The sequence below is a fragment of the Desulfuromonadales bacterium genome (assembly GCA_035620395.1).
Taxonomy (GTDB): Bacteria; Desulfobacterota; Desulfuromonadia; order Desulfuromonadales; family DASPGW01; genus DASPGW01.
Genome location: DASPGW010000018.1, coordinates 1 through 23222, shown reverse-complemented (window position 1 = coordinate 23222; position 23222 = coordinate 1). Strand labels below are relative to the sequence as shown.

The window sequence follows — 23222 nt, the reverse complement described above, 5'->3', positions numbered from 1 at the left end:
CGCTACCCACGTCCCGCCGCCGCTCACGGAGCAGTTGCGGCCCGGCGGTCGACTGGTGATCCCCGTCGGGCTGCCGTACATGCACCAGGAGTTGCTGCTGATTGAAAGAGACGCAAGTGGACTGTGCCACACGCGCGCCGTGCTGGGCGTCGCCTTCGTCCCCCTGACCGGCAGAGAGGGGCACGACGAACCCGGGGAGGTCTACTGATGAAGGTCGGAGAAATCTGCAACCGCGAGGTGGTCTTCGTCGACCGCGAGGCCGCCATCCTGGAGGCCGCTCAACTGATGCGCCGACACCATGTCGGGGATGTGGTGGTAACGGAGGAGCGGGCGGGCATTCGGGTCCCTGTCGGCATCCTGACCGACCGGGACATCGTCGTCGAACTCCTGGCCGAGCAGATCCCGCTCGAAGCTGTCGCAGTCGGCGATGCCATGAGCTCCGAACTGCTGACGGTAAGCGCCGAGGAGGAGGTCATGGATGCCCTGCTGCGGATGCGTGGACGCGGGGTCAGGCGGGCGCCGGTGGTCGACCCCGGCGGTGCTCTGGCCGGCATTCTGGCGGTCGACGACCTGATCGATCTGGTTGCCGAGCAGCTCAGCGACCTGGTGAAGCTCATCGGCAACGAGCAGCAGAGGGAGTTGCAGAGACGTGGCTGAGCAAAGGAAAGTACCCTTCGGCGTCCGGGTCGAATGCTACGCCGGCTACCGGGAGGAGGAGACGCCGCGCCGCTTTTTTCTCGGCGAACGCAAAATCGAGGTCGTCGAAATCCTCGATCGCTGGCTCGCCCCCGGCCATCGCTACTTCAAGGTGCACGGCGACGACGGGAATCGCTACATCCTGAGATATGATTCAACTGCTGATGCCTGGGCGCTGACCCTGTTCGCCAGCGGGGAGGAGCGTTAGCGGGACCGCGTCAAAGGTCCCGCCAAGCAGTTTTGGCCATCAGTGAATGACCCGACTTCTGTGAGCAATTTCGGCCACCGCCCGGCGCAGGTGGCTGACCAGAGCCGGCTTGGCCAACACGGTGGCTTCGCCGGCGGCAACCGTCTCCAGGCTCTCCTGCAGGGCAACACCGGCAAAAAAGACGAAACGATCCTTCATCGCCGGGTCGAAGCCGATCACCCTGGCGTAGAACTCAAGACTGTTCATCGCCAGCATGTTGATGTCTGAGATGACGACGTCGAAATGCTCGTTTTCGAGCCGGACCAGACCCTCGGGGCCGCTCTCGACGAGTTCGACCTCGCCGACGGTGGCCACGATGCTGCGCAATAGTCTGGCCAGCGCCCGGTGCTTTTCGACGATGAGAATGCGCTTGCCCGCCACCGCCGGCAGCCGCTGCACCGTATCCAGGAAACGCCTGCCGTCGGGTTCGGCGGCCAGGAAGCGGGCGATCTCCTCCTTGTGGCGTTCGATTTCGGCCACGGCTGCCTGATATTCCCGGCCGCTCCCCTGCAGGGCGTGCAGCGCATAGAGAAAGATGTCGTTCCACTCGGAGAATTCGGCGGCGGCAATCGTCTCCAGCATTGCCTCCCGGCTCATTTCCCCGGCGACGACCTTTTTCAGACCCTTGGCCAGCAGCTCGGAAATATTGGCCCGGGTCTCCTCATCGAGGGTGATCAACTCTTCATCGACCGCCTCGGCCTCGCGGCCCATCGGTAACGAGCGGATGAGCTGGCGATGCCACTTCTCCTCCTCGGCCAGCCGCTGCAGAAACGCCGCGAACGCCGGGTCTTCGGCAAAGCTGCGAGCGGCGGCCGTGTATAGTTCGGCGGCGCCACGTTCGATATCTTCCAGCCATTCGACAATGCTCAACATGCACAGGGTCCTTTCATGGACATGGGTGCTTTTGTTAAAATCCGTACTCGTGCCACCGCCGCTTGACTCGCAGCTCTGTTTCGACATCCCCCACGACCCTGCCGCCTGGCGGGACCCTGCTGGCGTCGATGCCGATCCGCGCCGCCTCGACGATCACATCCCGCTCGGGGTCGACACGGTTCACCGCCTGCCAGTATACCTGCGCCGGGTCCTGCACGTCTACTTCTTCGGCAAGCAGCACCAGCAGCCGCGACGAACGGAAGAAGCGGCTCTGCCACAAGGAGCGCAGCAGTTCCCGCCCGCTGCCTGCCGATGTCCGCACCGAAAGCAGAGCGCAGCCGTGAAAGATCGTCTCGACAGGGAAATTGAGATCGACAATTTCCGGAAAATCGATGCGCAACAGCGGCAGCAGCAGCCGCTCACCCGCCTTGGCCAGCCAGCAGTCCTCCATCGGCGGCGGCCCGACGAGAGTGCAGGGGAAAATTGCATCACGACGGTGCGTGATTCTGGTGAGATGGAAAACCGGGCAGGGCTCCGGCGGCGCGTAGCTGCCGGTGTGGTTGCCGAAGGGCCCCTCGAGACGCTCTTCCCCCGGCTCGACGTACCCCTCGAGGACAAACTCGGCACCGGCCGGCACCTCGAGATCGGAGCTTCTGCAGGGGGCCATGGCCACCGGCGCCCCGCGCAGGAAGCCGGCATAGGCGACCTCGTCGAGGCCGGCGGGAAGCGGCGAGCCGGCGGCATAGGTCAGGGCCGGGTCGCCGCCGAGAGCGACGGCGACCGGCATTCTCTCTCCCCGCCGCTGCCAGGCGGCATGGTGGCGGGCGGCGTCCGAACCGGGCCGCCAGTGCAGTCCGGCGGTGCTTGCGTCGAAGATCTGCATCCGGTACATGCCGCAGTTGGGCTCGCCGGTTTCCGGGTCGCGGGTGAAGACCTGCGGCAGGGTGATAAAGCGGCCGCCGTCCCCGAACCAGGACTGCAGGGCCGGAAGGAGCGAGAAATCGGCGATCGGTTCCGTGATCTCCTGGCAGGGCGCCTCGGTGGCCGGCAGCGGGGCAAATTCCGGCCGGGCCAGAATGGTCTGCAGCCGCTCGTCGGCACTGCCCGTCGCCTTCGCCAGTTCCCGGGTAAGGCGTTCGGCGATCGACTCCAGGGCCTCGACTCCCAGCGCCCAGGCGGTGCGCTGTCGCGAGCCGAAAAGGTTGGTCGCCACCGGAAAGCGATGCCCGCACACCCTCTCGAAGAGGAGGGCCCGGCCACCGCCGGCTCCCTTGCTGACCCGGTCGGTGACGGCTGCGATCTCCAGCCGCGGGTCGACCTCCGCCCTTATCCGGTGCAGTTCGCCGCGCTCTTCGAGCGAGGAAATAAACGAACTCAGGTCCTCCCATCCCCTAGGCATCGGATTTCCCCCAGCCGCCGCCGCCCGGGGTCTCTATGCGCAGCCGGTCGCCGGCCCTGGCCTCGACCGTGACCTTGGCCGGCAGCTCCGTCACCTCACCACCGCGGATCAGTTGGTTGCGCCCCTGTCGGCCGGCTCCTCCTCCCTGCAGTCCGTAGGGAGCAGAAACCCGTCGCTCGCTGATCAGGGTGAGCCGCGCGGCACCGAGCAACTCGACTTCGCGAACTACGCCGTCGCCGCCTCGCTGCCGCCCCGAGCCGCCCGAACCGTCGCGCAGCGAATATTGCCGCACGCGGAGGGGATAGGCGTGCTCCAGGGCTTCCACGGGGGTATTGAGGGTATTGGTCATGTGCGTCTGGACGCCGCTTGCCCCGTCTCCGCCTGGGCCGCCGCCGGCGCCGCCGGCGATCGTTTCGTAGTAGGTGAACAGTTCGCCGTTGCGCGGGTCGACGCCGCCGATGGTGAGATTGTTCATCGTGCCGGCGCTCGCCGCCGGGATGCGTCCGGGCAGGGCCTGGGCTAGGGCGCCGAGGAGGACATCGACGAGGCGCTGCGAGGTCTCGACGTTCCCCCCGGCCACCGCTGCCGGGAAGGTGCAGTCCGCCACCGTCCCCGGCCGGGTCAGCACCTCGATGGGGCGCAGGCAGCCGGCATTGCTGGGGATCTCCTCCGGAGCCAGCAGGCGGAAGACATAGAAGACCGCCGAGAGGGTGATGGCACGCACGGCGTTGAGACAGCCGGCGACCTGGGGGGCGCAGTCGGTGAAATCGACCGTCGCCCGCCCGCCGCACACAGCAATTTTGCAGCGGATCGGGATCGCCTCCGTTCCCGCCCCGTCGTCATCCAGAAGGTCCGCGAAGGTGTAGATTCCGTCGGGAATGTCCCGAATGACCGCCGCCATCAGCCGTTCGCCGTAATCGAGCAAGGCGCCACCGTAGCGCTCGACTTCGGCCAGGCCGTACTGGCCGACGATCTCCCGCAGACGCCGCTCGCCGGTGCGGTTGGCGGCGATCTGCGCACTCAGGTCCCCTTCCCGCTCGACCGGGGTGCGCACGTTGGCCAGCAGCAGGGCGAGCAGTTCCGGGTCGATCTCGCCGCCCCGGACGATCTTCACCGGCGGGATGCGCAGCCCTTCCTGAAAGATTTCAGTAGACAGGGGCATGGAGCCCGCGCTCATGCCGCCGACGTCGGCATGATGGGCGCGGTTCGCGAGAAAGAACACGGGACGGTCGTCATCGAGGTAGACCGGCGTGACCAGGGTGATGTCGGGCAGGTGCGTCCCCCCGCGGTAGGGATCGTTGAGCAGCAGCATGTCTCCCGGAGCAAGGTCCGAACGCTCGAGGGCGGCGGTCACCGACAGCGGCATCGAGCCGAGATGCACCGGGATATGGGCCGCCTGCGCGAGCATCTCGCCGTGCCGGTCGAAGAGGGCGCAGGAAAAGTCGCGCCGCTCCTTGATGTTGGGCGAAAAGGCGGTGCGCATCAGCACCGCCCCCATCTCCTCGGCGAGAGAGACGAAGCGGTTCTTCAGCACTTCCAGGCGGATCGGGTCGATGGTTTCGGTCATCTTTTGAACCTCTTGTGGACGACATGGACTTTATGGACGTTGTGGACTTCTAACTGTCCATGTTGTCCACTCCGTCCACAGCGTCCATCAGGGAGTTGTTCTTTCCAGCAGCAGGTTCCCCCGCCCATCCACCTCCGCCTTCCACCCAACCCGCACCAGGTGCGTTGCCGTCTCCTCCACCACCAGCGCCGGACCGGCGAAGCTACTGCCGCACGGCAGGCGCTCCCGCTCGTAGGTCGGGCAGTCTATTTGCCGTCCATCCAGAACCACCGGCACCGTCCGCTCCGGGGCTGCCTCGCCCGTGCGGCATGCTCCACGGGTGAGGTCGGGCCGGGGGCCACGGCCGACAGCGCGCAGGCGCAAGGTAACGATTTCCGCCGGCCGCCAGTCGTCGCGGTAACCGTAGAGCATCTCGTGCCGGGAATGGAATTCGCTCAGATAATCGCCGGCAAGCGGAACATTCACCTCGAAGGACTGGCCACGGTAGCGCAGATCGAGGGAAGGCAGCAACTGCAGTTGACCCGCCTCGACACCCTCGGCGGCCATCTCGGTCAGCGCCTGTCGCCGCATCGGCGACAGCAGTCCTTCGAGTTCGGCCGCTGCGGCCGTCGCCGGTTGCAGCAGCGAGCGGGAGTAGTCGCGGATCGCATCGGCGAGGATCATGCCGACGGCCGACAGGAGCCCGGGATGCACCGGGATGAGCACCCGGGGAATGGCCAGCTTCTCGGCCAGGGCGCAGGCGTGCAGACCCCCCGCGCCGCCGAAAGGGAGCAGGACGAAGTCGCGCGGATCATGCCCGCGCTCGATGGAGACCACCCGCAGCGCTCCGGCCATGGTCGCTTCGGCGACCTCGAGGATTCCCTCGGCAAGCTGTACCGGTTCGAGGCCGGATTGCCGGGCCAACCCTTCTATCGCCTGCCGGCTGCGCGCCACATCCAGCCACATTCGGCCGCCGAGAAAGCGGTCGGGAAGCAGCCGCCCGAGGTAGAGGTTGGCGTCGGTCACCGTCACCGCGCCGCCGCGGCCATAGCAGGCCGGGCCGGGGTCGGCCCCGGCGCTCTGCGGCCCGACCCGCAGCGCTCCGCCGGCATCAAGCCGGGCGATGGAGCCACCGCCGGCGCCGACGGTATGGATGTCGATCATCGGCACCTTGACCGGCCAGCCGGCAATGACCGTCTCGGCGGTAAAGGGGATGGTTTCTTCGCAGAGAGCGACATCGGTGCTCGTCCCGCCCATGTCGAAAGTGAGGACACGATGGCAGCCGGCTGCCCTGGCCGTGGCGAAGGCGCCCACCATGCCCCCGGCCGGTCCGGAGAGGATGGTCCGCACGGCCTCGCGGCCTGCCGTCTCGGCCAGTATCGACCCGCCGTTGCTCTGCATGATCTTCAGATGCCCGCCACCCAGCCCCTGCTGCAGGCGTCTTAGGTAGCGCTCCATGACCGGCGAAACGGCGGCGTTGACCGCCGTCGTCGAGGCCCGCTCGAATTCGCGGTACTCGGAAAGGATCCGGCAGGAGGCGGAGACCTGCAGTCCGGCTTCCACCAATGCCTCAAGCAACTGGCGCTCGTGTTCCGGATTGGCGTAGGCGTGGAGCAGACAGAGGGCGACCGAGCGGCAGCCACTGGCCGTCACCGCGGCAACCACCCGCTCCTTCTCTGCCCCTGTCAAAGGCGTCTCCACGCTGCCGTCGGCCAGAATCCGCTCACGCACTTCAACCGTGCGCTCCCGCGGTACCAGCGGAGGCTGCCGCCGGGGATGCAGGGCGTAGAGTTTGGGCCGGTTCTGCCGGCCAATCGCCAGCAGGTCACGAAATCCCGCCGTGACCACCAGCACAACAGCGTCCCCCTTCCCCTCCAGCAGAGCGTTGGTCGCCACCGTCGAGCCATGAAAAACCAGCGTTTCCCGGTCGCCAAGGAGATGACGGAGACCGGCCAGAACCGCCCGTGACGGGTCGTCAGGGGTGGAGGGGAGCTTATAGGTTCTGACCTGCCTGCCTTCGACGAGAACGAAATCGGTAAAGGTGCCGCCGGTATCGACGCCGACCATGGGGATATGTCTGTCCATTGGCACTGTCATGGCTGAGCATTCTACCTGAAATTGCCCTCAGCGTCATCCCCTGACGACGAAGCCCCCCGGACGGGGTCCGGGGGGCTTCATTACAGCGTATGCTGCTATACAATCTTAAAACATGACAGCGCTCTTGGCCATCTCCATGACGCTGCCCGGGAAGATGCCCAGATAGAAAATGCCGACAATGGCGAGAATGATGGAGATCACGGCTCCCACCTGCATCGTCATCCAACCATAGTCCTCGGTGGGCTCGCGGAAGTACATGTAAACCATCACCCGCAGGTAGTAGTAGAGGGAAACGGCCGAATTGAGCACACCCAGGATGGCCAGCCAGATGTAGCCAGCCTCGACGGCTCCGGCAAAGATGTAGAACTTGCCGGCGAAACCGGCTGTCGGCGGGATGCCCATCAGGGAAAGGAGGAAGATGGTCATCGCCACGCCGAGGAAGGGGCGCTTGTACCCGAAACCGGAAAAGCCTTCGAGGGTGAGGTTCTCTTCACCCTTCTTGCCGGCCAGAACCAGAACGGCGAAGGCACCGAGGTTCATGAAGGTGTAGGCGAGCATGTAGAAAAGGATGCCGGACTTGCCGATATCGTTGGCGGCCACCATGCCGACCAGCGCGTAGCCGGCGTGGGCGATGGAGGAGTAGGCAAGCATCCGCTTGAGGTCGTTCTGGTAAATGGCCAGAACGTTGCCGACGGTCATGGTCAGCACCGCAAGCACCCAGAGCAGAGCGGTCCACTCGGCCTGCAGCCCATCGAGGCCAAGGGTGAAGATGCGCAGGAAGCCAGCAAAAGCGGCTGCCTTGGGACCGGCGCTCATGAAGGCGGTAATCGGGGTCGGCGCCCCCTGATAGACGTCCGGGGTCCACATGTGAAAGGGAGCGGCGGCAATCTTGAACAGGAAGCCGACGGAAAGCAGCAGCATACCGGCAACGGTCATCGGATTGGCCAGCAAGGCCGGTTGGCTGCGCAGGTACATGCCGATATCGGCGACGTTGGTGGTGCCAGCGACGCCGTAAAGCAGAGCAATCCCGTAAAGGAGGAAGCCGGTGGAAAATGCTCCGAGCAGGAAATACTTGAGGCCGGCCTCGTTAGAGCGGGTCTGACGGCGGAAGAACCCAGCCAGGACATAAAGGGAGACGGAGAGGACCTCAAGGCCGAGGAAAATGGTCATCAGGTCGGTCCCCGAAGCCATCCACATGGCGCCGGCGGTGGTGAAAAGAATGAGCGGGTAATACTCGCCGACCGGATACCCCTCGCGCCGCAGATAATCATCCGACATGAGAATGGTCAACCCGGCCGCCAGCAGGAAGGTGAGGTTGAAAAAGCTGGCAAAATTGTCGAGGGCAACGCTGCCGGCGAAGCCGAACTGCGGGTTATTCCACGCGGAGGTGGCGACGATGCCGGTAACGACCAGCGCGGCGATGCTGATCCAGCAAGTGTGTGCCGTCTTGCCGCGGGGCGAAAAGACGTTGATGAGCAGAATCGCCAGACCGAAGCAGGTCAGCACCAGCGAGGGCATGATCGCGCCGAAATTGACGTTCTGCATGGCGAGTTGAGCAAGATTTTCCATGGAAATGCTCCTCCGGAAGCGGTTTTAGCCGAATACAGGTGGTTCTTGGCGTGCTCTCTCAGTTGCCGCCAGGCTGGGCCGGCGCGATGGGCGGATGTCCCGGCGGCAGCGCGGGCGCCTCGCCCGCCTCCCCGGCAGCAGGAACTGGAACAGCACCAGGCTCAGCCTGAGCATCACCGCCTGCGGCGGGGAGCATCGGAGCCGGCTCGGCCGCTTCGGCAGCGGGCACGATTTGCAAGGCCTGAATCTGGCGGCCTTTAACCTGCTGAATGAGCTGCTCAATGGCCGGGTTCATCTTGTCGAAGAAGGTGTTGGGATAGACACCGATCCAGAAGACGAAAAGCAGCAGCGGCAGCATCAGGACCACTTCGCGCGACGAAAGGTCCTTGAGTTCGACATTCTTCGGGTTCTTCAGCTCACCGAACATGACCCGCTGGAACATCCAGAGCATGTAGACCGCCGCAAAAATAACGCCGGTGGTGGCGAATACGGCATACCAGCGCAGCTCGCTCTCGAAGGCCCCCATCAGGGCGAGGAACTCGCCGACAAAGCCGTTGGTGCCGGGCAGGCCGATGGAGGAGAAGGTAATGATCATGAAGATGGTAGCAAATACCGGCATCTGCTTGGCCAGGCCGCCGAATTCGGAGATCTGGCGGGTGTGGCGCCGCTCGTAGATGAAACCGACGATAAGGAAGAGCGCGCCGGTCGAAATGCCGTGGTTGATCATCTGGATCATGCCGCCGGCCATCCCCTGCATGTTGAGGGCAAAGATGCCGAGCATCACGAAGCCGAGGTGGGCAACCGAGGAGTAGGCGACCAGCTTCTTCACATCGTCCTGCATCATGGCGACCAGCGAGCCGTAGATGATGCCGATTACCGCCAGCAGGGAGAGGAAGGGAATGAACTGCTGGGTGGCGTCGGGAAAGAGCGGCATGGCGAAACGCACATAGCCGTAGGTCCCCATCTTCAGCAGGATAGCGGCCAGGATCACCGAACCGGCGGTGGGCGCCTCGGTATGGGCATCGGGCAACCAGGTGTGCAGGGGGAACATCGGCACTTTGATGGCGAAGCTGAAGGCGAACGCCGCAAAGAGCCAGGTCTGCACGCCGGCGGGGATGGAGAGTTTATAGAAGTCAGCGATGGAGAAGCCGCTGATATCCATGCCGGACCGCACGGCGTAATAATAGATGAAGAGAATGGCCACCAGCATCAGCAGGGAGCCGACGGCGGTGTAGATGAAAAACTTGACTGCGGCGTAGATGCGGTTCTTGCCCCCCCAGATGCCGATCAGGAAATACATCGGGATCAGCATCAGTTCCCAGAAGATGTAAAAGAGAAAGAGGTCGAGGGAGACGAAGGCGCCGATCATCCCCGTTTCGAGCAGCAACAGCAGGGCCATGAAGCCCTTGACGTTCTTCTCGACGGCATGCCAGGTAGAGAGAACGGCAATCGGCATGATGAAGGTGGTCAGCAGGACCAGCCAGAGGCTGATGCCATCAATGCCGACGCTGTAGTTCATCTGGAAATAGTCGCCGATGCTGATCCATTTGGCGAACTCGGTGTAATGCATTCCGCCCGAGGTCTTGAAGACGTCGTCGAATGCCGGCGGCAGGCTGATGAAAAAGGTGGCCAGCGTCACCGCCAGGGTAAAGCCCTTGAGCAGGCCGGCATTCTCCCGGGGCAGGAAAAGCAGGACCAGCAGTCCCAGAAGCGGGAAGAAGGTCATCAGGCTGAGAAGATGTTCGGTCATTGGAATTCGCTCCTTGATTACTCTCTATGGCAAATCGGACAGCACTCTTACCTGAAGACGTAAACGGCCACGATCACAATAGCCCCGACCGCCATCGACATGGCGTAGTTGTGGACATAGCCGGTCTGGGTGAAGCGAAGGGCCTTCGAAAAAGCGACGACAATCTTGCCGGTTCCGTTGACGATGCCGTCAACCACGACCACATCGAACCCTTTCCAGAGGAAGGTGCCGAGTCGCTTGGTGGGGTTGATGAAGAGGGCGTCGTAAATCTCGTCCACGTACCACTTGTTGAATACCGCCCGGTGCAGGCCCTGGAAGGAGGCGACGAAGCGGGCCGGCAGCTCCGGGCTCTTCAGGTACATGAGGTAGGCCAGGGCAATGCCGACCACGGCGATGCCAATGGATACCCCCATGAGACCGTACTCAGCAGCGTGGCTACCGTGGGCAGAGAGACCAAAGGTTTCGGTCGAATGGCCGAAGACCGGCTCCAGGAAATGGTGGATATGGTTGGCGCCGCCCAGGATGGCCGGGACGCCGACATAACCACCGAATACCGAAAGCACCGCCAGCACCATGAGCGGCAGGGTGATGACGAAAGGGGACTCATGCAGGTGGTGCTTGGCGTGGTGCGTCAGGCGCTCCTTGCCGTAGAAGGTCATGAAGACCAGGCGGAACATGTAGAAGGCAGTCATGCCGGCGGCGCCGGCAGCGACCAGCCAGAGCAGCCAGTGGCCACGGGTCGAGGCAAAGGCCCACCAGAGGATCTCGTCCTTGGAAAAGAAGCCGGCCAGACCGGGTATGCCGGCGATGGCGATGGTGGCGATGAGGAAGGTGGCGTGGGTATAGGGCATATGCTTGCGCAGACCACCCATGAAGCGCATGTCCTGTTCGCCGGACAGGGCGTGAATGACCGAACCGGAGCCAAGGAAGAGGCAGGCCTTGAAGAAGGCATGGGTCATCAGGTGGAAGATGCCGGCGGTAAAGGCACCGACCCCCATGGCCAGGAACATGTAGCCGAGCTGGGAGACTGTCGAGTAGGCGAGCACCCGCTTGATATCATTCTGGGCGAGGCCAATCGAGGCAGCGAAGATGGCGGTGGCGGCCCCGACGATGGCGATCGTCATCATGGTGTCGGGAGCCATGGCGAAGAGGCCGTTCATTCGGCCGATCATGTAGACGCCGGCGGTGACCATGGTGGCTGCATGGATCAGGGCGGAGACCGGGGTGGGGCCTTCCATGGCGTCGGGCAACCAGGTGTAAAGAGGGATCTGCGCCGACTTGCCGGTGGCACCGAGGAAGAAGCAGAGCGTGATGATGGTCACCACCAGGCTGCCGGCGCCCAGCAGATGGCCGTGTTTGGCGATCTCGACGAAGTTGAGGGTCCAGACGCCATGCTCGCTCCCCAGCGTCCAGTAAAGGGTCAACAGGCCGAGCAGAAAGCCGAAGTCGCCGACGCGGTTGACGACGAACGCCTTTTTGGCGGCGTCGCCGGCGCTCTGCTTGTGAAAGTAGTAGCCGATGAGGAGATAGGAGCAGAGACCGACGCCCTCCCAGCCGATGAACATGACGAGAGCATTGTTGCCCAGTACCAGCATCAGCATGGAGAAGCAGAAGAGGTTCAGGTAGGAGAAGTAGCGGTAGAACCCTTCCTCGCCGTGCATGTAGCCGACGGAGTAGAGATGGATCAGCGAGCCGACCCCGGTTACCACCATGATCATCAACGCCGAGAGGGGATCGAGGAGGAAGCCCCAATCGACCTGCAGTGGCCCCACGGACATCCAGGACGCAATCACCTGCTCGTGGACCTTTTCCGTGTCGCCGAGCAGTTGGAAGAAGTACTTGCAGGAGACCACGAAGGAGGACGCGATGGCCAGGGTTCCAATGGCCCCGATCACCTTCTCATTCTTGATCTTCTTACCGAGCAGTCCGTTGATCACGGACCCCAGCAGCGGAAAGAACGGGATGAGCCACAGTTTGTCGTACATCTATATCTCCTCTGAGCGGATTGAGCTTTAGTGCAATCCCGGAATCGCAGATACTACCATTTCAACAGGTTGATGTCGTCGACCTCGATGCTCTCCCGGTTGCGGAAGAAAGTGATCATCAGGGCCAGACCCACGGCAGCTTCAGCGGCCGCCACGGTCATGACGAAGAAGACGAAAACCTGGCCGTCAAGATTTCCCAGGTGATGGGAGAGGGCGATGAAGGTCAGGTTGACGGCATTGAGCATCAGCTCGATGCACATGAAGATGACGATGGCGTTTTTGCGCGTCAAGACTCCGAAGGTGCCGATGGAGAAGATAATCGCGCTGAGTATCAGGTAATGGTGAACGGTGATCATGGTCTCTCTCCTGTCCTTGTCTCTCGGCTAGACTTCACGCTTGGCCAGCACCACCGCCCCGATGATGGCGACCAGGAGCAGGATGGAAGTGATTTCAAATGGGAGAAGAAAATCGACAAACAGCGCCTTGCCGATCAACTCGGTATGACCAACCCTGGCTACAACTTCGGAAGTGATGTCACCGGTCATCCCGGTCGGCTCGCTGCGGTTGAGGAAGTAGCCGATCACAAAAAGGGTCAGTGCCGCTACCGCCGCGCCGCCGGCCACCGAGTGGGACACCTTCTTCAGGGTGGCCGTTCCGAGGTTCAGCAGCATGATGACAAAGATGATCAGGACCATGATGGCGCCAGCGTAGACCATGACCTGAATGGCTGCCATGAAGGGCGCCTCGAGCATGACGTAGAAGACGGCCAGGCTGAAGAACGTGTTCACCAGAGCGAGGGCGCTGTTGACGGGATTCTTGCACGTGACCACCAGCAGGGCGGAGGCGACCGCGACCAGGGCGACCAGGTAGAAAAAGAGGATTTCCATGGATTCAACGCTCCTTCGATTACTTGAGCAGCCGCTCTTTAGTGAAGTTGAAGTCGTCGCGCTTGTAGTTGGCCAGTTCGTAGGCGTCGGTCATCTCGAGGGCTTCGACTGGACAGGCTTCGACACAATAACCGCAGAAGATGCAGCGTAGCAGATCGATTTTATAAACTTTGGGATATTTCTCGCCCTTCTCGTTTTCCGCCGACTCGACCGTGATGCACTTGGCGGGACAGACCGTCGGGCACAGATAACAGGCGACGCACTTCTCCCGGTCGCGCGCCGGCACCAACCGGTGCAGACCGCGAAAGCGATCAGAAGGCTGCAACTTCACGAGGGGGTATTGGACCGTAGTCGAGTGCCCAGGAAGCATGTGTTTAAAGGTAATGCTCAGACCTTGGATGAATTCTTTGAACATGGGCCGTATCCTCTTGTCTCAGGTTTGAGTTACTGCACCAACACGACCACGAGGCCGGTGACCACGATATTGAGCAGCGAGAGGGGCAGGAAGACCTTCCAGCCCAGGAACATCAGCTGGTCATAACGTACACGGGGCCAGGTGGCACGAAGCCAGATGAAAAAGAACATGAAACCAAAGACCTTCAGCAGCAGGTTGATGACTCCCGGGAAGGGCCCGCCCCAGCCGCCAAGGAAGAGCGTGGCAGCGAGAGCCGAGATCACGATCATGTTCGCGTATTCCGCCATGAAGAAGAGGGCGTACTTCATCGAGGAGTATTCGGTGCAGAAGCCGGAAACCAGCTCGGTCTCGGCCTCTGGGAGGTCGAAGGGGGTGCGGTTGATTTCGGCCAGCGAGCAGATGACGAACAGTCCGAAGGCGAGCGGCTGGGAGAAGACATACCAGTTGGGGAGGAAGGCGATGCTGCCCCAGAGGGGCCCTGCCTGCGCTGCGACGATCCCCCGCAGGCTGAGTGTCTCGGAGAGCATGAAGACCGAGACTATGGTCAGGCCCGCCGCCAACTCGTAGGAAACCATCTGCGCCGAGGAGCGGATGCCGCCGAGCAGCGAGTACTTGCTGTTGGAACTCCAGCCGGCAAGGACGATGCCGTAGACGCCAAGGCCGGCCATCGCCAGGACATAGAGCATGCCGACGTTGAGGTCGGTGATCTGCTGCGGAATCAGATAGCCACCGATCTCCAGGTCCGGCCCGAAGGGAACGACGGCGACGGTGATCAGCGCCGGAACGAGAATCATCATCGGCGCCAGGATAAACCCTACCTTGCTGGCCTGTGCCGGGATGATATCCTCCTTGAAGAAGAGCTTCAGACCGTCGGCAATCGGCTGCAGCAGGCCGTGCCAGCCGGTAGCCATGGGGCCAAGGCGGGTCTGCATGTGACCGATGACCTTGCGCTCCACCCAGGTGGCGTAAGCGACCATCAGCATGGTTACCCCGAAAACCGCGGCAATCTTCACCAGCATCGCGACGACGAACCACAGCGGTGCGTTCGACAGGCTTAACATTTGTGGCGTCATGTCAATCCTCTTCCTTCGTCAGATTTGATCAAATAACGGTACTTGAATACCAATCTAAAAACCGGGTTTGTGGGGGGTGGTCATCTCCCCCAGATGCTTCTTCAGGTACTGGGCGTCGCGATTGTCCGGGTTGATTGCCAATGCCTTGTTCAGCGCCTCGCGGGCTGCGTCGAGGAAATCGAGTTGCAGGTTGCACTCGGCCAGGCGGATGTAGGTGTCCGCGTCCTTCGGATTGAGCTTCAGGACTTGCTCGTAGGCCCCGATTGCATCGCCGAATTCGCCCAGTTTGCGGCAGGACTCCCCCAGCATGAAGTGGCCGGGGGCAAAGCGCTGATTGGACTCGACCGCCATCCGGAACTGCTCGGCCGCTTCACTCAGGCTGCCCTTCTTGAACAGCGCCATGCCCAGCTCGAAACGGGCGGCGGTGTAGGTGGGGCTGAGTTCGACCACCTTGCGGAATTTAGCAATCGCCTCGTCGTGCTCGCCTTTTTGAGAAAGAACCATGCCAAGGATGTAGAGCGCCCGTGTGTACTGGGGGTTGATCCCTAGGGCTTCCGCAAGTGCCCGCTGAGCGCCATCGAGGTCATTGTTGCGCAGGCACGAGAGCCCGAGGCGGTAGTGGGTTTCGGCGCTGCCCGGATTGAGTTTGAGGGCCTGACGGAAGCTTTCGATGCTGCCGGCCAGATCCCCGAGCCCGTACTGGGCCATGCCGAGCTTGAAGTAGACCCGAAAAGGCTCCTTCTCGCCCTCCAGCGCCTTGCGGAAGGCGGAAACGGCCAGTTGAAGGTCACCGCGGTCGTAGAGCGCCAGCCCCTTGTAATAGTAACCTTTACAGTAGCCCGGCTCCAAACCGATCGCTTCGTCCCAGAGCCGGATCGACTCGTCGATCAGTCCCCGGTGATAATGATCGAGGGCGCGCTGGTGCAGGAACTCGACATTCGCGGCCAGGTTAGCCCCGCACTGGTCGCAGAATTTGGCCCTCACCGAGACGGGCGCCTTGCATTTGGGGCAGTCCATAATCTCTCCTGGCGCTGGTTACTTGCTCAGTTCCACGGCAACCGCAGCCTCGCCCCGATAGAGACGGTTCAGGCCGGCGCTGGCAAAATGGTAAGGAGCGAAAACGACCCCTTTGGGGAGGCGACTGTCGACTTTGGCCTTGAGCTTGAGCACCACGCCGTTCCCCTTGACGGACACCATTTCACCATCGACGATCTTGAGCGCCGCAGCATCCTGCAGACTGAGTTCCAGATACGGCTCGGGAACAACGGCGAGAGGACCCTTGGCACGGCTTGAGATGGTGCCACTGTGGTAAAGGGCGCTCCCCGTCACCAGTTGGAAAGGTGCGTCGAGTGCCTTGCCGCCGGCGACCGGCAGAACTTTCTTGCAGCGCGGCGACAGCGATTCGCCTCCCCAGACAATCCCCTGCGGACCGATGGCATTGAAATCGATGCCGGCATAGGCTGGAACCGCCGCGGCGATCTCGGCGAAAACTGCGGCAGGGCCTGTATAACTCACCTGCTGGCCCAGGCAGGCGGCGAGCATGGTGAAGATAGCGTAGTCCGACTTTGCATCGCCAGGGCTGGCGATGCCGGGGCGAACCCGCTGGATGCGCCGCTCGGCATTGGTGAAGGTACCGTCCTTCTCCGCAAAAGAGGCCGCGGGCAGAACCACATCGGCCTGCAAGGCCGTCGGTGACAGAAAAATGTCCTGTACGACCACGAAGGACGCCTTGTCAAGGGCCGCTTCCACCTTGGCCCGATCAGGATAGGAAGTCAGGGGGTCCTCGCCGATGATGTAGAGAGCACCGAGCTTGCCGGCAGCAGCGGCCTGCAGCATCTCCTGGGCGCCGAGGGCGCCGGCTGCGGGGAGCAGCCCAAGGTCGATCGCCCCCTGGCTGTTGGCCTTTTCGCCGCACAGGTAGAGCCCGCTTCCGGGGCGCCCGGCATTTCCGGCAAGGATTGCCAGGTTGGCCGCAGCAACCGCCAGTTCCCTGCTCTGAGCCGTATAGGGAAGGCCATAGGCCAGCAGGATGGCGCTCTTCTTGGCGCCGGCCAGCTGCCGGGCGGCCTGGCGGATAGCCTCAGCGGCCACCCCGGTCTGGGCCGCGACCTGCTCGGGGGCATAATCAGCAAGCGCCTTTTTAAGCTCGTCAATCCCTTCAACACCGTCGATGACCGCCAGTCCCTCGGCGAGCAACACCTGGGCCATGGCGTTGAGGATATTGACCTCAAGTCCGGGGCGGCTCAGCAGGGTCTCGGCATGGGGAAGTTTGGTGAACTTCCCCTTCTTGTCGGAGACGATGAACAAATGCGCATCATGCCGCTTCACCGCCTGGTTGACCACCATGCCGAAGACCGGGTGGGTCTCATAAAAGTCGGAGCGGATAGCGAGAATGACGTCAGCCTGCTCGACCTGCGGGAAGGTCGCCGTCGAGGCACTGATGCCCAGCGTCAGCTGCAGACCCTCGGTAAGCCCCTTGTAGCATTCGCCGCCGGAGTGGTCGATGTTGCCCGTACCGAGACTTTTGGCGAGGTTCTTGAGCAGGAAGATTTCCTCATTGGTAAGGCGGCCACCGGCCAGGATGCCGAGCCCCTTTTCCTTGCCGGCCCTTGCGAGGCCGTCGGCCACGGCAGCGAGAGCTTCAGGCCATTCGACCTCGACCAACTGACCGTCCTTGCGCAGCAGCGGTTTCTTCAGGCGCTCTTCGCTGTTGACGTAGGAATAGCCGAAGCGGCCACGGATGCAGAGGTTACCGTCGTTGACACCGGTCTTGTCGTTGAAGCGGATGGTCTCGACCTTATTCCCCAGTACGCCAAGGGTGACGGTGCAGCCGTTGCCGCAATAGCCGCAGACCGAGTCGACTTCCTTGAGCTGCCAGGGGCGTGCCTTGAACTTGAAGGGGCGCGGCAGGATGGCACCGACCGGGCACATCGATACGCACTGGCCGCAGAACTCGCAGTTCAGTCCGCGATCAAAGGCGGTGGCAATCTTCGTCTCGAAGCCGCGGTTGATGAAGGAGTAGGAGCCGTAACCGACGATCTCGTCGCAGACGCGGGCGCACTTGCCGCAGAGCACGCAACGGTTCATGTTGCGCTCAATCAGAGGATTGACCTCGTCCTTGGGGAGGTCGAACTTCACCCCTTCGAAGCGGTTGGTCACCACTTCGTATTCGTAGGTCAGATCCTGCAGATCGCACTCGCCGCCCTTGTCGCAGACCGGACACTCTACCACGTGGTTGACCAGTAGAAACTCAAGAACGGTCTTGCGCACCTTATTGATCTCGGGGGAGGTTGTGGTGACGACCATCCCTTCCGTAACCGGGGTGGTGCAGGAGGGGATCAGCCGCCCCTTCATCTGCTCCACCTCCACCAGGCAGACGCGGCAGGCGCCATAGGGGAGGAGCTTTTTGGCATAGCAGAGGACCGGAATATCGATGCCGGCTTCCTTCGCGGCCTCGTAAATGGTCGCCGATCTTTTAACCGTAACCTTCTTGCCGTCAATCGTCAGATTTACCATCTTGACCTCTTATCAGAATCAGCTAGGGAATCGGCTACTCGATTGCCATGAAGCGGCAGGCGTCGTAACAGGAGGTGCACTTGGTGCACTTGTCCTTGTCGATGATCGCCACCCCGCCCTTTTCCCAGGTAATGGCGTCCACCGGGCAGATCTTGAAGCAGAGGCCGCATTTCTTGCAGGCGTTCTCCACCACTTCGAACTTGAGCAGTTCCTTGCAGGAGTTCGACGGACAGCGCTTTTCCTTGATATGCGCCTCGTATTCGTGCCGGAAGTAGCGGATGGTGGAGAGGACGGGATTGGGGGCCGTCTGCCCGAGGCCGCAGAGCGAACTCTTTTTGATGTCGTAGGCCATGTTCTCGAGCATCTCGATATCTCCCTCGCGCCCTTCCCCGCGAGTGATGCGCTCGAGAATTTCGAGCATGATCTTCAGGCCAATGCGGCAGGGGATACACTTGCCGCAGGACTCGACGCGAGTGAAGTTGAGGAAGAAACGGGCGATGTCGACCATACAGGTCGTTTCATCCATGACGACCAGCCCGCCGGAGCCCATCATGGCGCCGGCCTTGATCAGCGAGTCGTAGTCGACCTGGGCATCGAGGGCCTCGGCGGGGAGACAGCCGCCCGAAGGGCCGCCGGCCTGCACCGCCTTGAACTTGCGGTTGTTGAGAATGCCGCCGCAGACGTCGAAGATGACCTCGCGCATGGTCGTCCCGGCCGGGACCTCGACCAGACCGGTGTGTTTGACCTTGCCGGTGAGGGCAAAGATCTTGGTTCCCTTCGTCCCCTCGGTGCCGATCGAGGCGTACCAGTCGGCGCCGTTGTAGAAGATGTAGGAGACGTTGGCGAAGGTCTCGACGTTGTTGATATTGGTGGGGTAACCCCAGAGGCCACGCACGGCGGGGAACGGCGGACGGGGCCGGGACATGCCGCGTTGCCCCTCGATGGAGGCCATCAGCGCCGTCTCTTCGCCGCAGACGAAGGCGCCGGCGCCGGCTTTGATTCGCATGTCGAAGGCGAAGCCGAGGCCCATGCAGTCCTTGCCGAGGATACCGCGCTCGTAGCAGGTGTCGATGGCTTTCTGCAACCGCTTGATGGCCAGGGGGTATTCGGCGCGCACATAGACATAGCCGAATTTGCAGCCGATGGCATAGGCGCCGATCATCATCCCTTCGATGAGGCCGTACGGATCCCCTTCGAGGACCGAGCGGTCCATGAACGCCCCGGGGTCCCCTTCGTCGGCGTTGCAGATCAGATACTTGGTCTCACCGGGCGAGGCCTTGCAGAAGGACCACTTGACGCCGGTCGGGAAGCCGCCGCCCCCACGACCCCGAAGGCCGGAACGCTTGACTTCGTCGATCACCTGGTCCGGCGTCATGGTGACCGCCTTCTGGATGCCGGTAAAGCCCTTGTGAGCGATGAAATCCTCGATGCTCTCCGCGTCGATCGTGCCGCAACGGGAGAAGATGACGCGCATCTGTTTTTCGAGAAACTTGGCGTAGTAGGGGCCGGCGACCTTCTTGGCAACCGGCTCGTTGGCCAGCACGTGCTCACCGACGATCTGCGGTACCAGTTCCGGGGTAACAAAGTCGTAGGTCACCGGGTCCTGACCCGGCACGACGATATCGACCAGCACGTCGTTGGCGCAGAGGCCGCGGCAGCCGGTACCGACCACCTCGCAGCGTTTGCCAACCTTGGCTTCGACGCCCTGTTTGGCAAATTCCTCTTCGAAAGCATCCGCCACCGCCCTGGCCCCGGAGGCCAGGCCACCGGTTCCCGTGCAGATGAGAACTTTTATCTTTTCAGCATTCGCGGCCATAGGATTGAGTCCCCGCTGGTGTTGGTAAAATTGGCAAAACCGAAGATTTATTCCATTCCCTGGTACTTCTTGATGACCTCGTCCATCTTCTGGACCGACATGCTGCCGTAGGTCGCATCGTTGACCATGATGACCGGCGCCATGCCACAGGCGCCGATGCAGGCAACGAACTCGGCGGTGAACTTGAGGTCAGGCGTAGTCTCCGCATGGCCGATGCCGAGGCGATCCTTGAGGGTATCGCCGATGCGGCCGGCCCCCTTGACGTGGCATGCCGTCCCCATGCAGACGCGGACGATATACTTGCCGCGCGGCTCCAGATGAAACTGGGCATAGAAAGTCAGCACCCCGTAGATCTGGCTGGAATAGACGTTGAGCCGATCGGCAACCAGGTGCACGGTCGGCTCCGGTACATAGCCGTAGGCCTCCTGGATCTCCTGCAGCACCGGCATCAAGGCGCCTTTCATGTCGATATATTTATCGATAATCGCATTGGCGGCGGTCAGATCGATTTCCTCTTCCTGTACAATTTCCGCAGTGTTACTCATGTTCGACACCTCTTTCGTCGCGTGACGGTTACCGGTCGATCTCGCCGAGGACGATATCCAAAGTCCCGATGACGGCCACCACGTCGGCAATCAGGCTTCCTTCGCACATCTTGGGCAGCGCCTGCAGATTGATGAAGGATGCGGGGCGGATTTTCATCCGATAGGGGCGAGCCGAACCGTCGGAGACGATGTAGAACCCGACCTCGCCCTTGGGATTCTCTACACTCTGATAGATTTCGCCGGCTTCGGGCTTGAACCCTTCGCTAATGATCTTGAAATGGTGGATCAGACCTTCGATGGTGTTGACCACGTCCTTCTTCGGCGGCAGTACGATCTTCGGTGCATCTGCGAGAATGGGGCCGGGCTTGAGCCTGTCGAGGGCCTGACGCACGATCTTGCACGACTCGCGCATTTCCTTGAGCCGGACGAGATAGCGAGCCCAGGTGTCGCCGCCATCCTGGACGGAAACCTCGAAATCGTAGTTCTCATAACCGCTGTAGGGATTGTCCCGGCGCAAATCCCAATTAACCCCTGAGCCGCGCAAAGAGGGGCCGGAAACGCCTAGGTCGATGGCGTCCTCGGCACTGATGCGACCGACGCCCTGGACACGCTTCTGCCAGATCTTGTTGCCGGTCAGCAGGCCTTCATAAGTATCTATGTGGCGCGGCATCTCCTCGGCGAAGGTACGAATCTCCTTCTCCAATCCGGCAGGTAGATCGGCCGAGAGACCGCCCACACGGAAATAGTTGGAGGTCATGCGGGCGCCGGAAACCTTCTCGTAAATATCCATGATTCGCTCCCGTTCCCGGAAGCAGTAAATGAAGACGGTCATGGCGCCGATATCGAGGGCATGGCAGGCGAGCCAGACAAGGTGACTCTTGAGGCGGGTCAATTCCGCCAGCATGACCCGGACGACCTGTGCCCGCTCGGGAATCAGGTCGGTGATTCCCAGCAGTTTCTCCACCGCCAGAACATACGCCAGGTTGTTGTGCATCGGCGCCAGATAATCCAGGCGGTCGGTCAGAGGAAGAACCTGGTGGTAGGTGCGGTGTTCGGAAAGTTTTTCGATGCCGCGATGGAGAAAACCGATGTGCGGTACGGCCTTGACGACAACCTCCCCGTCAAGCTCCAGCACCAGACGCAACACCCCGTGGGTCGAGGGATGCTGCGGTCCCATGTTTATGGTCATCGTTTCGGTCGTAGCCATAATCTGCCTCTTCTATGGGAAACGGTGATTAACCTGTGCGACTGACTAGGAAAGACGCCCCTGGTAGGGTTCGCGCCCGGGGCCCTGAACCGGATAATCCTTGCGCAGAGGATGCCCCTGCCAGTCTTCCGGCATGAGGATGCGGCGGAGGTCGGGATGGTGATTGAACGATATCCCCATCAGGTCCCAGCATTCGCGTTCGTGCCAGTTGGCAGTTGCCCAGACGCCGCTGACCGTATCGACCTGCGGAAATTTTTCCTCCACCGGGACCTTGAGACGCAGCCGCTCATGGGTCTTGATGTTGTACAGATGGTAGACAACCATGAAACGGGGAGACTTCCCGAGATAATCGACGCCGCAGAGGTCAGTAAGAAAATTGAACCCTACCTCCTTCTTGAGGTAGGCACAGATTGCGACGATATCCTCTTTCTTCACGACAACCGTCGTCTCGCCACGGAATTCGGCGACCTCCAGGACCGAAGCGGAGAACTTCCCCTTCAGGCTTTCAACTACAGACTGTACGCTCATATTCTCATTCCTTGTCATTGCGATTTCGGCCTAGAGGAAGGACCGCTCAAGCCTGGCTGATCACTTCGCCCACGCCGATGGCGGCACCGAAGGAGTTGCGCTCCTTCATGATCTTCTCCTGCAGCTTGATAATCCCGCAGAGGAGACCCTCGGGTCGCGGCGGGCAGCCAGGAATGTAAACGTCGACCGGCAGGTATTCGTCGATCCCCTGCACCACGCTATAGGTATCGAAAATCCCTCCCGAGCAGGCACAGGCGCCCATGGCAATAACATACTTGGGCTCAGGCATCTGCTCATAGACGGTCTTGATGGCCGGCATCATCTTCTTGGTCACCGTCCCGGCAATGACGATGCAGTCGGCCTGCCTCGGCGAAGCACGAAAAAGAACACCGAAGCGATCGAGGTCGAAACGAGCGGCACCGGTCGCCATCATCTCGATAGCGCAGCACGCCAGACCGAAGGTCATCGGCCACAGCGACCTGGACCGGGACCAGTTGACGAGTTTATCCAGAGACGTGGTGATGACGTTGTTACCCAGGCTTTCTACTCCCATTCCAGTGCTCCTTTTTTCCAGACATAAACGTATCCGACGAGCAGGATGGCGATAAAGACCCCCATCTCGACGAAACCGAAAAGACCGAGCCTCTTGAACACCACCGCCCAGGGGTAAAGGAAAACCGCCTCGATATCGAAGACGATGAAGAGCATTGCGATTATGTAGAACTTGACCGAGACGCGCTCGCGAGCCGACCCGACGGGAGGCATGCCGCACTCGTAAGGGGCCAGCTTGACGGTGGACGGCTTCTTCTGTCCCACCAGCCTCGACATGACGACAGATCCCAGGGCGAAAGCCAGGGCGATGGCGATGAGGACGAGTATCGGCAGATAGCTATCTAGCATGAAACGGCTCCTCCAGCGAATGTTTTATGATAATTCCTGCTTTTTCAGGGATGGCTTCCACGGGGCACGGCCGTGTGCAAGTTAGGATAAATTAAAACCTTTGTCAAGGAAAAAATACTGTATACTGTATGCGCATTTTTAGTGTCAGAACAACGATTTAACAGGACTTTTCA

22 protein-coding genes are annotated in these 23222 nt (G+C 61.6%); 3 read left to right on the top strand and 19 right to left on the bottom strand.

The features are described from left to right. The 3 genes from VD811_01070 to VD811_01060 form a co-directional block, all read left to right on the top strand. The coding region (locus VD811_01070; protein HXV19563.1) for a hypothetical protein at nt 1–208 on the top strand (208 nt) is incomplete at its 5' end. Further along, on the top strand, nt 208–657 hold the full coding sequence (locus VD811_01065) for a CBS domain-containing protein (GenBank protein HXV19562.1): 450 nt from the start codon (nt 208–210) through the stop codon (nt 655–657). The genes VD811_01070 and VD811_01065, both read left to right, overlap by 1 nt. Next, nucleotides 650–904: a hypothetical protein gene (locus tag VD811_01060; protein HXV19561.1), complete on the top strand. Its 255-nt coding sequence runs from the start codon at nt 650–652 to the stop codon at nt 902–904. Before VD811_01065 ends, VD811_01060 begins: the two co-directional genes overlap by 8 nt. A 39-nt stretch (nt 905–943) precedes the next feature. Here the strand turns inward: VD811_01060 and VD811_01055 are convergent, their stop codons facing one another. From VD811_01055 to ndhC, 19 genes are all read right to left on the bottom strand, one after another. Beyond that, the gene (locus VD811_01055; GenBank protein HXV19560.1) at nt 944–1816 is read right to left on the bottom strand and encodes a response regulator; all 873 of its coding nucleotides are present in this window, start codon (nt 1814–1816) and stop codon (nt 944–946) included. Nucleotides 1817–1850: 34 nt separating this feature from the next. Further along, on the bottom strand, nt 1851–3215 hold the full coding sequence (locus VD811_01050; protein ID HXV19559.1) for a UbiD family decarboxylase: 1365 nt from the start codon (nt 3213–3215) through the stop codon (nt 1851–1853). Further along, nucleotides 3208–4782 carry a hydantoinase B/oxoprolinase family protein gene (locus VD811_01045; protein ID HXV19558.1) on the bottom strand — a complete coding sequence of 525 codons (1575 nt, stop codon included), beginning with the start codon at nt 4780–4782 and terminating at the stop codon, nt 3208–3210. The genes VD811_01050 and VD811_01045 overlap by 8 nt, the downstream gene beginning before the upstream one ends. Before the next feature lie 87 nt (nt 4783–4869). Beyond that, nucleotides 4870–6846, bottom strand: coding sequence for a hydantoinase/oxoprolinase family protein (locus tag VD811_01040; GenBank protein ID HXV19557.1), 1977 nt, complete (start codon nt 6844–6846; stop codon nt 4870–4872). Nucleotides 6847–6963: 117 nt separating this feature from the next. Further along, nucleotides 6964–8427 (bottom strand): NADH-quinone oxidoreductase subunit N, encoded by a 1464-nt coding sequence (locus tag VD811_01035; protein ID HXV19556.1) that lies wholly within the window; start codon nt 8425–8427, stop codon nt 6964–6966. A 58-nt stretch (nt 8428–8485) separates the two neighbouring features. Further along, nucleotides 8486–10177, bottom strand: a complete 1692-nt coding sequence (locus VD811_01030) for an NADH-quinone oxidoreductase subunit M (GenBank protein ID HXV19555.1) — start codon at nt 10175–10177, stop codon at nt 8486–8488. 47 nt (nt 10178–10224) lie between these two features. After that, complete coding sequence (gene nuoL / locus VD811_01025; protein ID HXV19554.1) at nt 10225–12162, bottom strand: NADH-quinone oxidoreductase subunit L; 1938 nt, start codon at nt 12160–12162, stop codon at nt 10225–10227. A 53-nt stretch (nt 12163–12215) separates the two neighbouring features. Next, entirely contained in the window at nt 12216–12518 is a 303-nt protein-coding gene (nuoK, locus tag VD811_01020) for an NADH-quinone oxidoreductase subunit NuoK (protein HXV19553.1), read from the bottom strand. Between the two features lie 27 nt (nt 12519–12545). Then, nucleotides 12546–13049 (bottom strand): NADH-quinone oxidoreductase subunit J, encoded by a 504-nt coding sequence (locus VD811_01015; protein HXV19552.1) that lies wholly within the window; start codon nt 13047–13049, stop codon nt 12546–12548. 19 nt (nt 13050–13068) lie between these two features. Further along, on the bottom strand, nt 13069–13464 hold the full coding sequence (locus tag VD811_01010) for an NADH-quinone oxidoreductase subunit I (GenBank protein ID HXV19551.1): 396 nt from the start codon (nt 13462–13464) through the stop codon (nt 13069–13071). Nucleotides 13465–13493: 29 nt separating this feature from the next. After that, nucleotides 13494–14537 (bottom strand): NADH-quinone oxidoreductase subunit NuoH, encoded by a 1044-nt coding sequence (gene nuoH / locus VD811_01005; protein HXV19550.1) that lies wholly within the window; start codon nt 14535–14537, stop codon nt 13494–13496. Nucleotides 14538–14591: 54 nt separating this feature from the next. Then, nucleotides 14592–15554 (bottom strand): tetratricopeptide repeat protein, encoded by a 963-nt coding sequence (locus VD811_01000; GenBank protein HXV19549.1) that lies wholly within the window; start codon nt 15552–15554, stop codon nt 14592–14594. Nucleotides 15555–15572: 18 nt separating this feature from the next. Continuing rightward, on the bottom strand, nt 15573–18053 hold the full coding sequence (gene nuoG, locus VD811_00995) for an NADH-quinone oxidoreductase subunit NuoG (GenBank protein ID HXV19548.1): 2481 nt from the start codon (nt 18051–18053) through the stop codon (nt 15573–15575). Nucleotides 18054–18087: 34 nt separating this feature from the next. Then, nucleotides 18088–19869: an NADH-quinone oxidoreductase subunit NuoF gene (gene nuoF / locus VD811_00990; GenBank protein ID HXV19547.1), complete on the bottom strand. Its 1782-nt coding sequence runs from the start codon at nt 19867–19869 to the stop codon at nt 18088–18090. 47 nt (nt 19870–19916) lie between these two features. After that, a complete protein-coding gene (gene nuoE / locus VD811_00985; GenBank protein ID HXV19546.1) occupies nt 19917–20414 on the bottom strand; it encodes an NADH-quinone oxidoreductase subunit NuoE in 498 nt (165 codons plus the stop codon). Nucleotides 20415–20442: 28 nt separating this feature from the next. Further along, on the bottom strand, nt 20443–21621 hold the full coding sequence (nuoD, locus tag VD811_00980) for an NADH dehydrogenase (quinone) subunit D (protein HXV19545.1): 1179 nt from the start codon (nt 21619–21621) through the stop codon (nt 20443–20445). Nucleotides 21622–21666: 45 nt separating this feature from the next. Beyond that, a complete protein-coding gene (locus VD811_00975; protein ID HXV19544.1) occupies nt 21667–22149 on the bottom strand; it encodes an NADH-quinone oxidoreductase subunit C in 483 nt (160 codons plus the stop codon). Nucleotides 22150–22195: 46 nt separating this feature from the next. Further along, nucleotides 22196–22702 (bottom strand): NADH-quinone oxidoreductase subunit B family protein, encoded by a 507-nt coding sequence (locus VD811_00970; GenBank protein ID HXV19543.1) that lies wholly within the window; start codon nt 22700–22702, stop codon nt 22196–22198. Next, nucleotides 22693–23049, bottom strand: coding sequence for an NADH-quinone oxidoreductase subunit A (gene ndhC, locus VD811_00965; GenBank protein ID HXV19542.1), 357 nt, complete (start codon nt 23047–23049; stop codon nt 22693–22695). Before ndhC ends, VD811_00970 begins: the two co-directional genes overlap by 10 nt. Nucleotides 23050–23222: the final 173 nt, after the last annotated feature.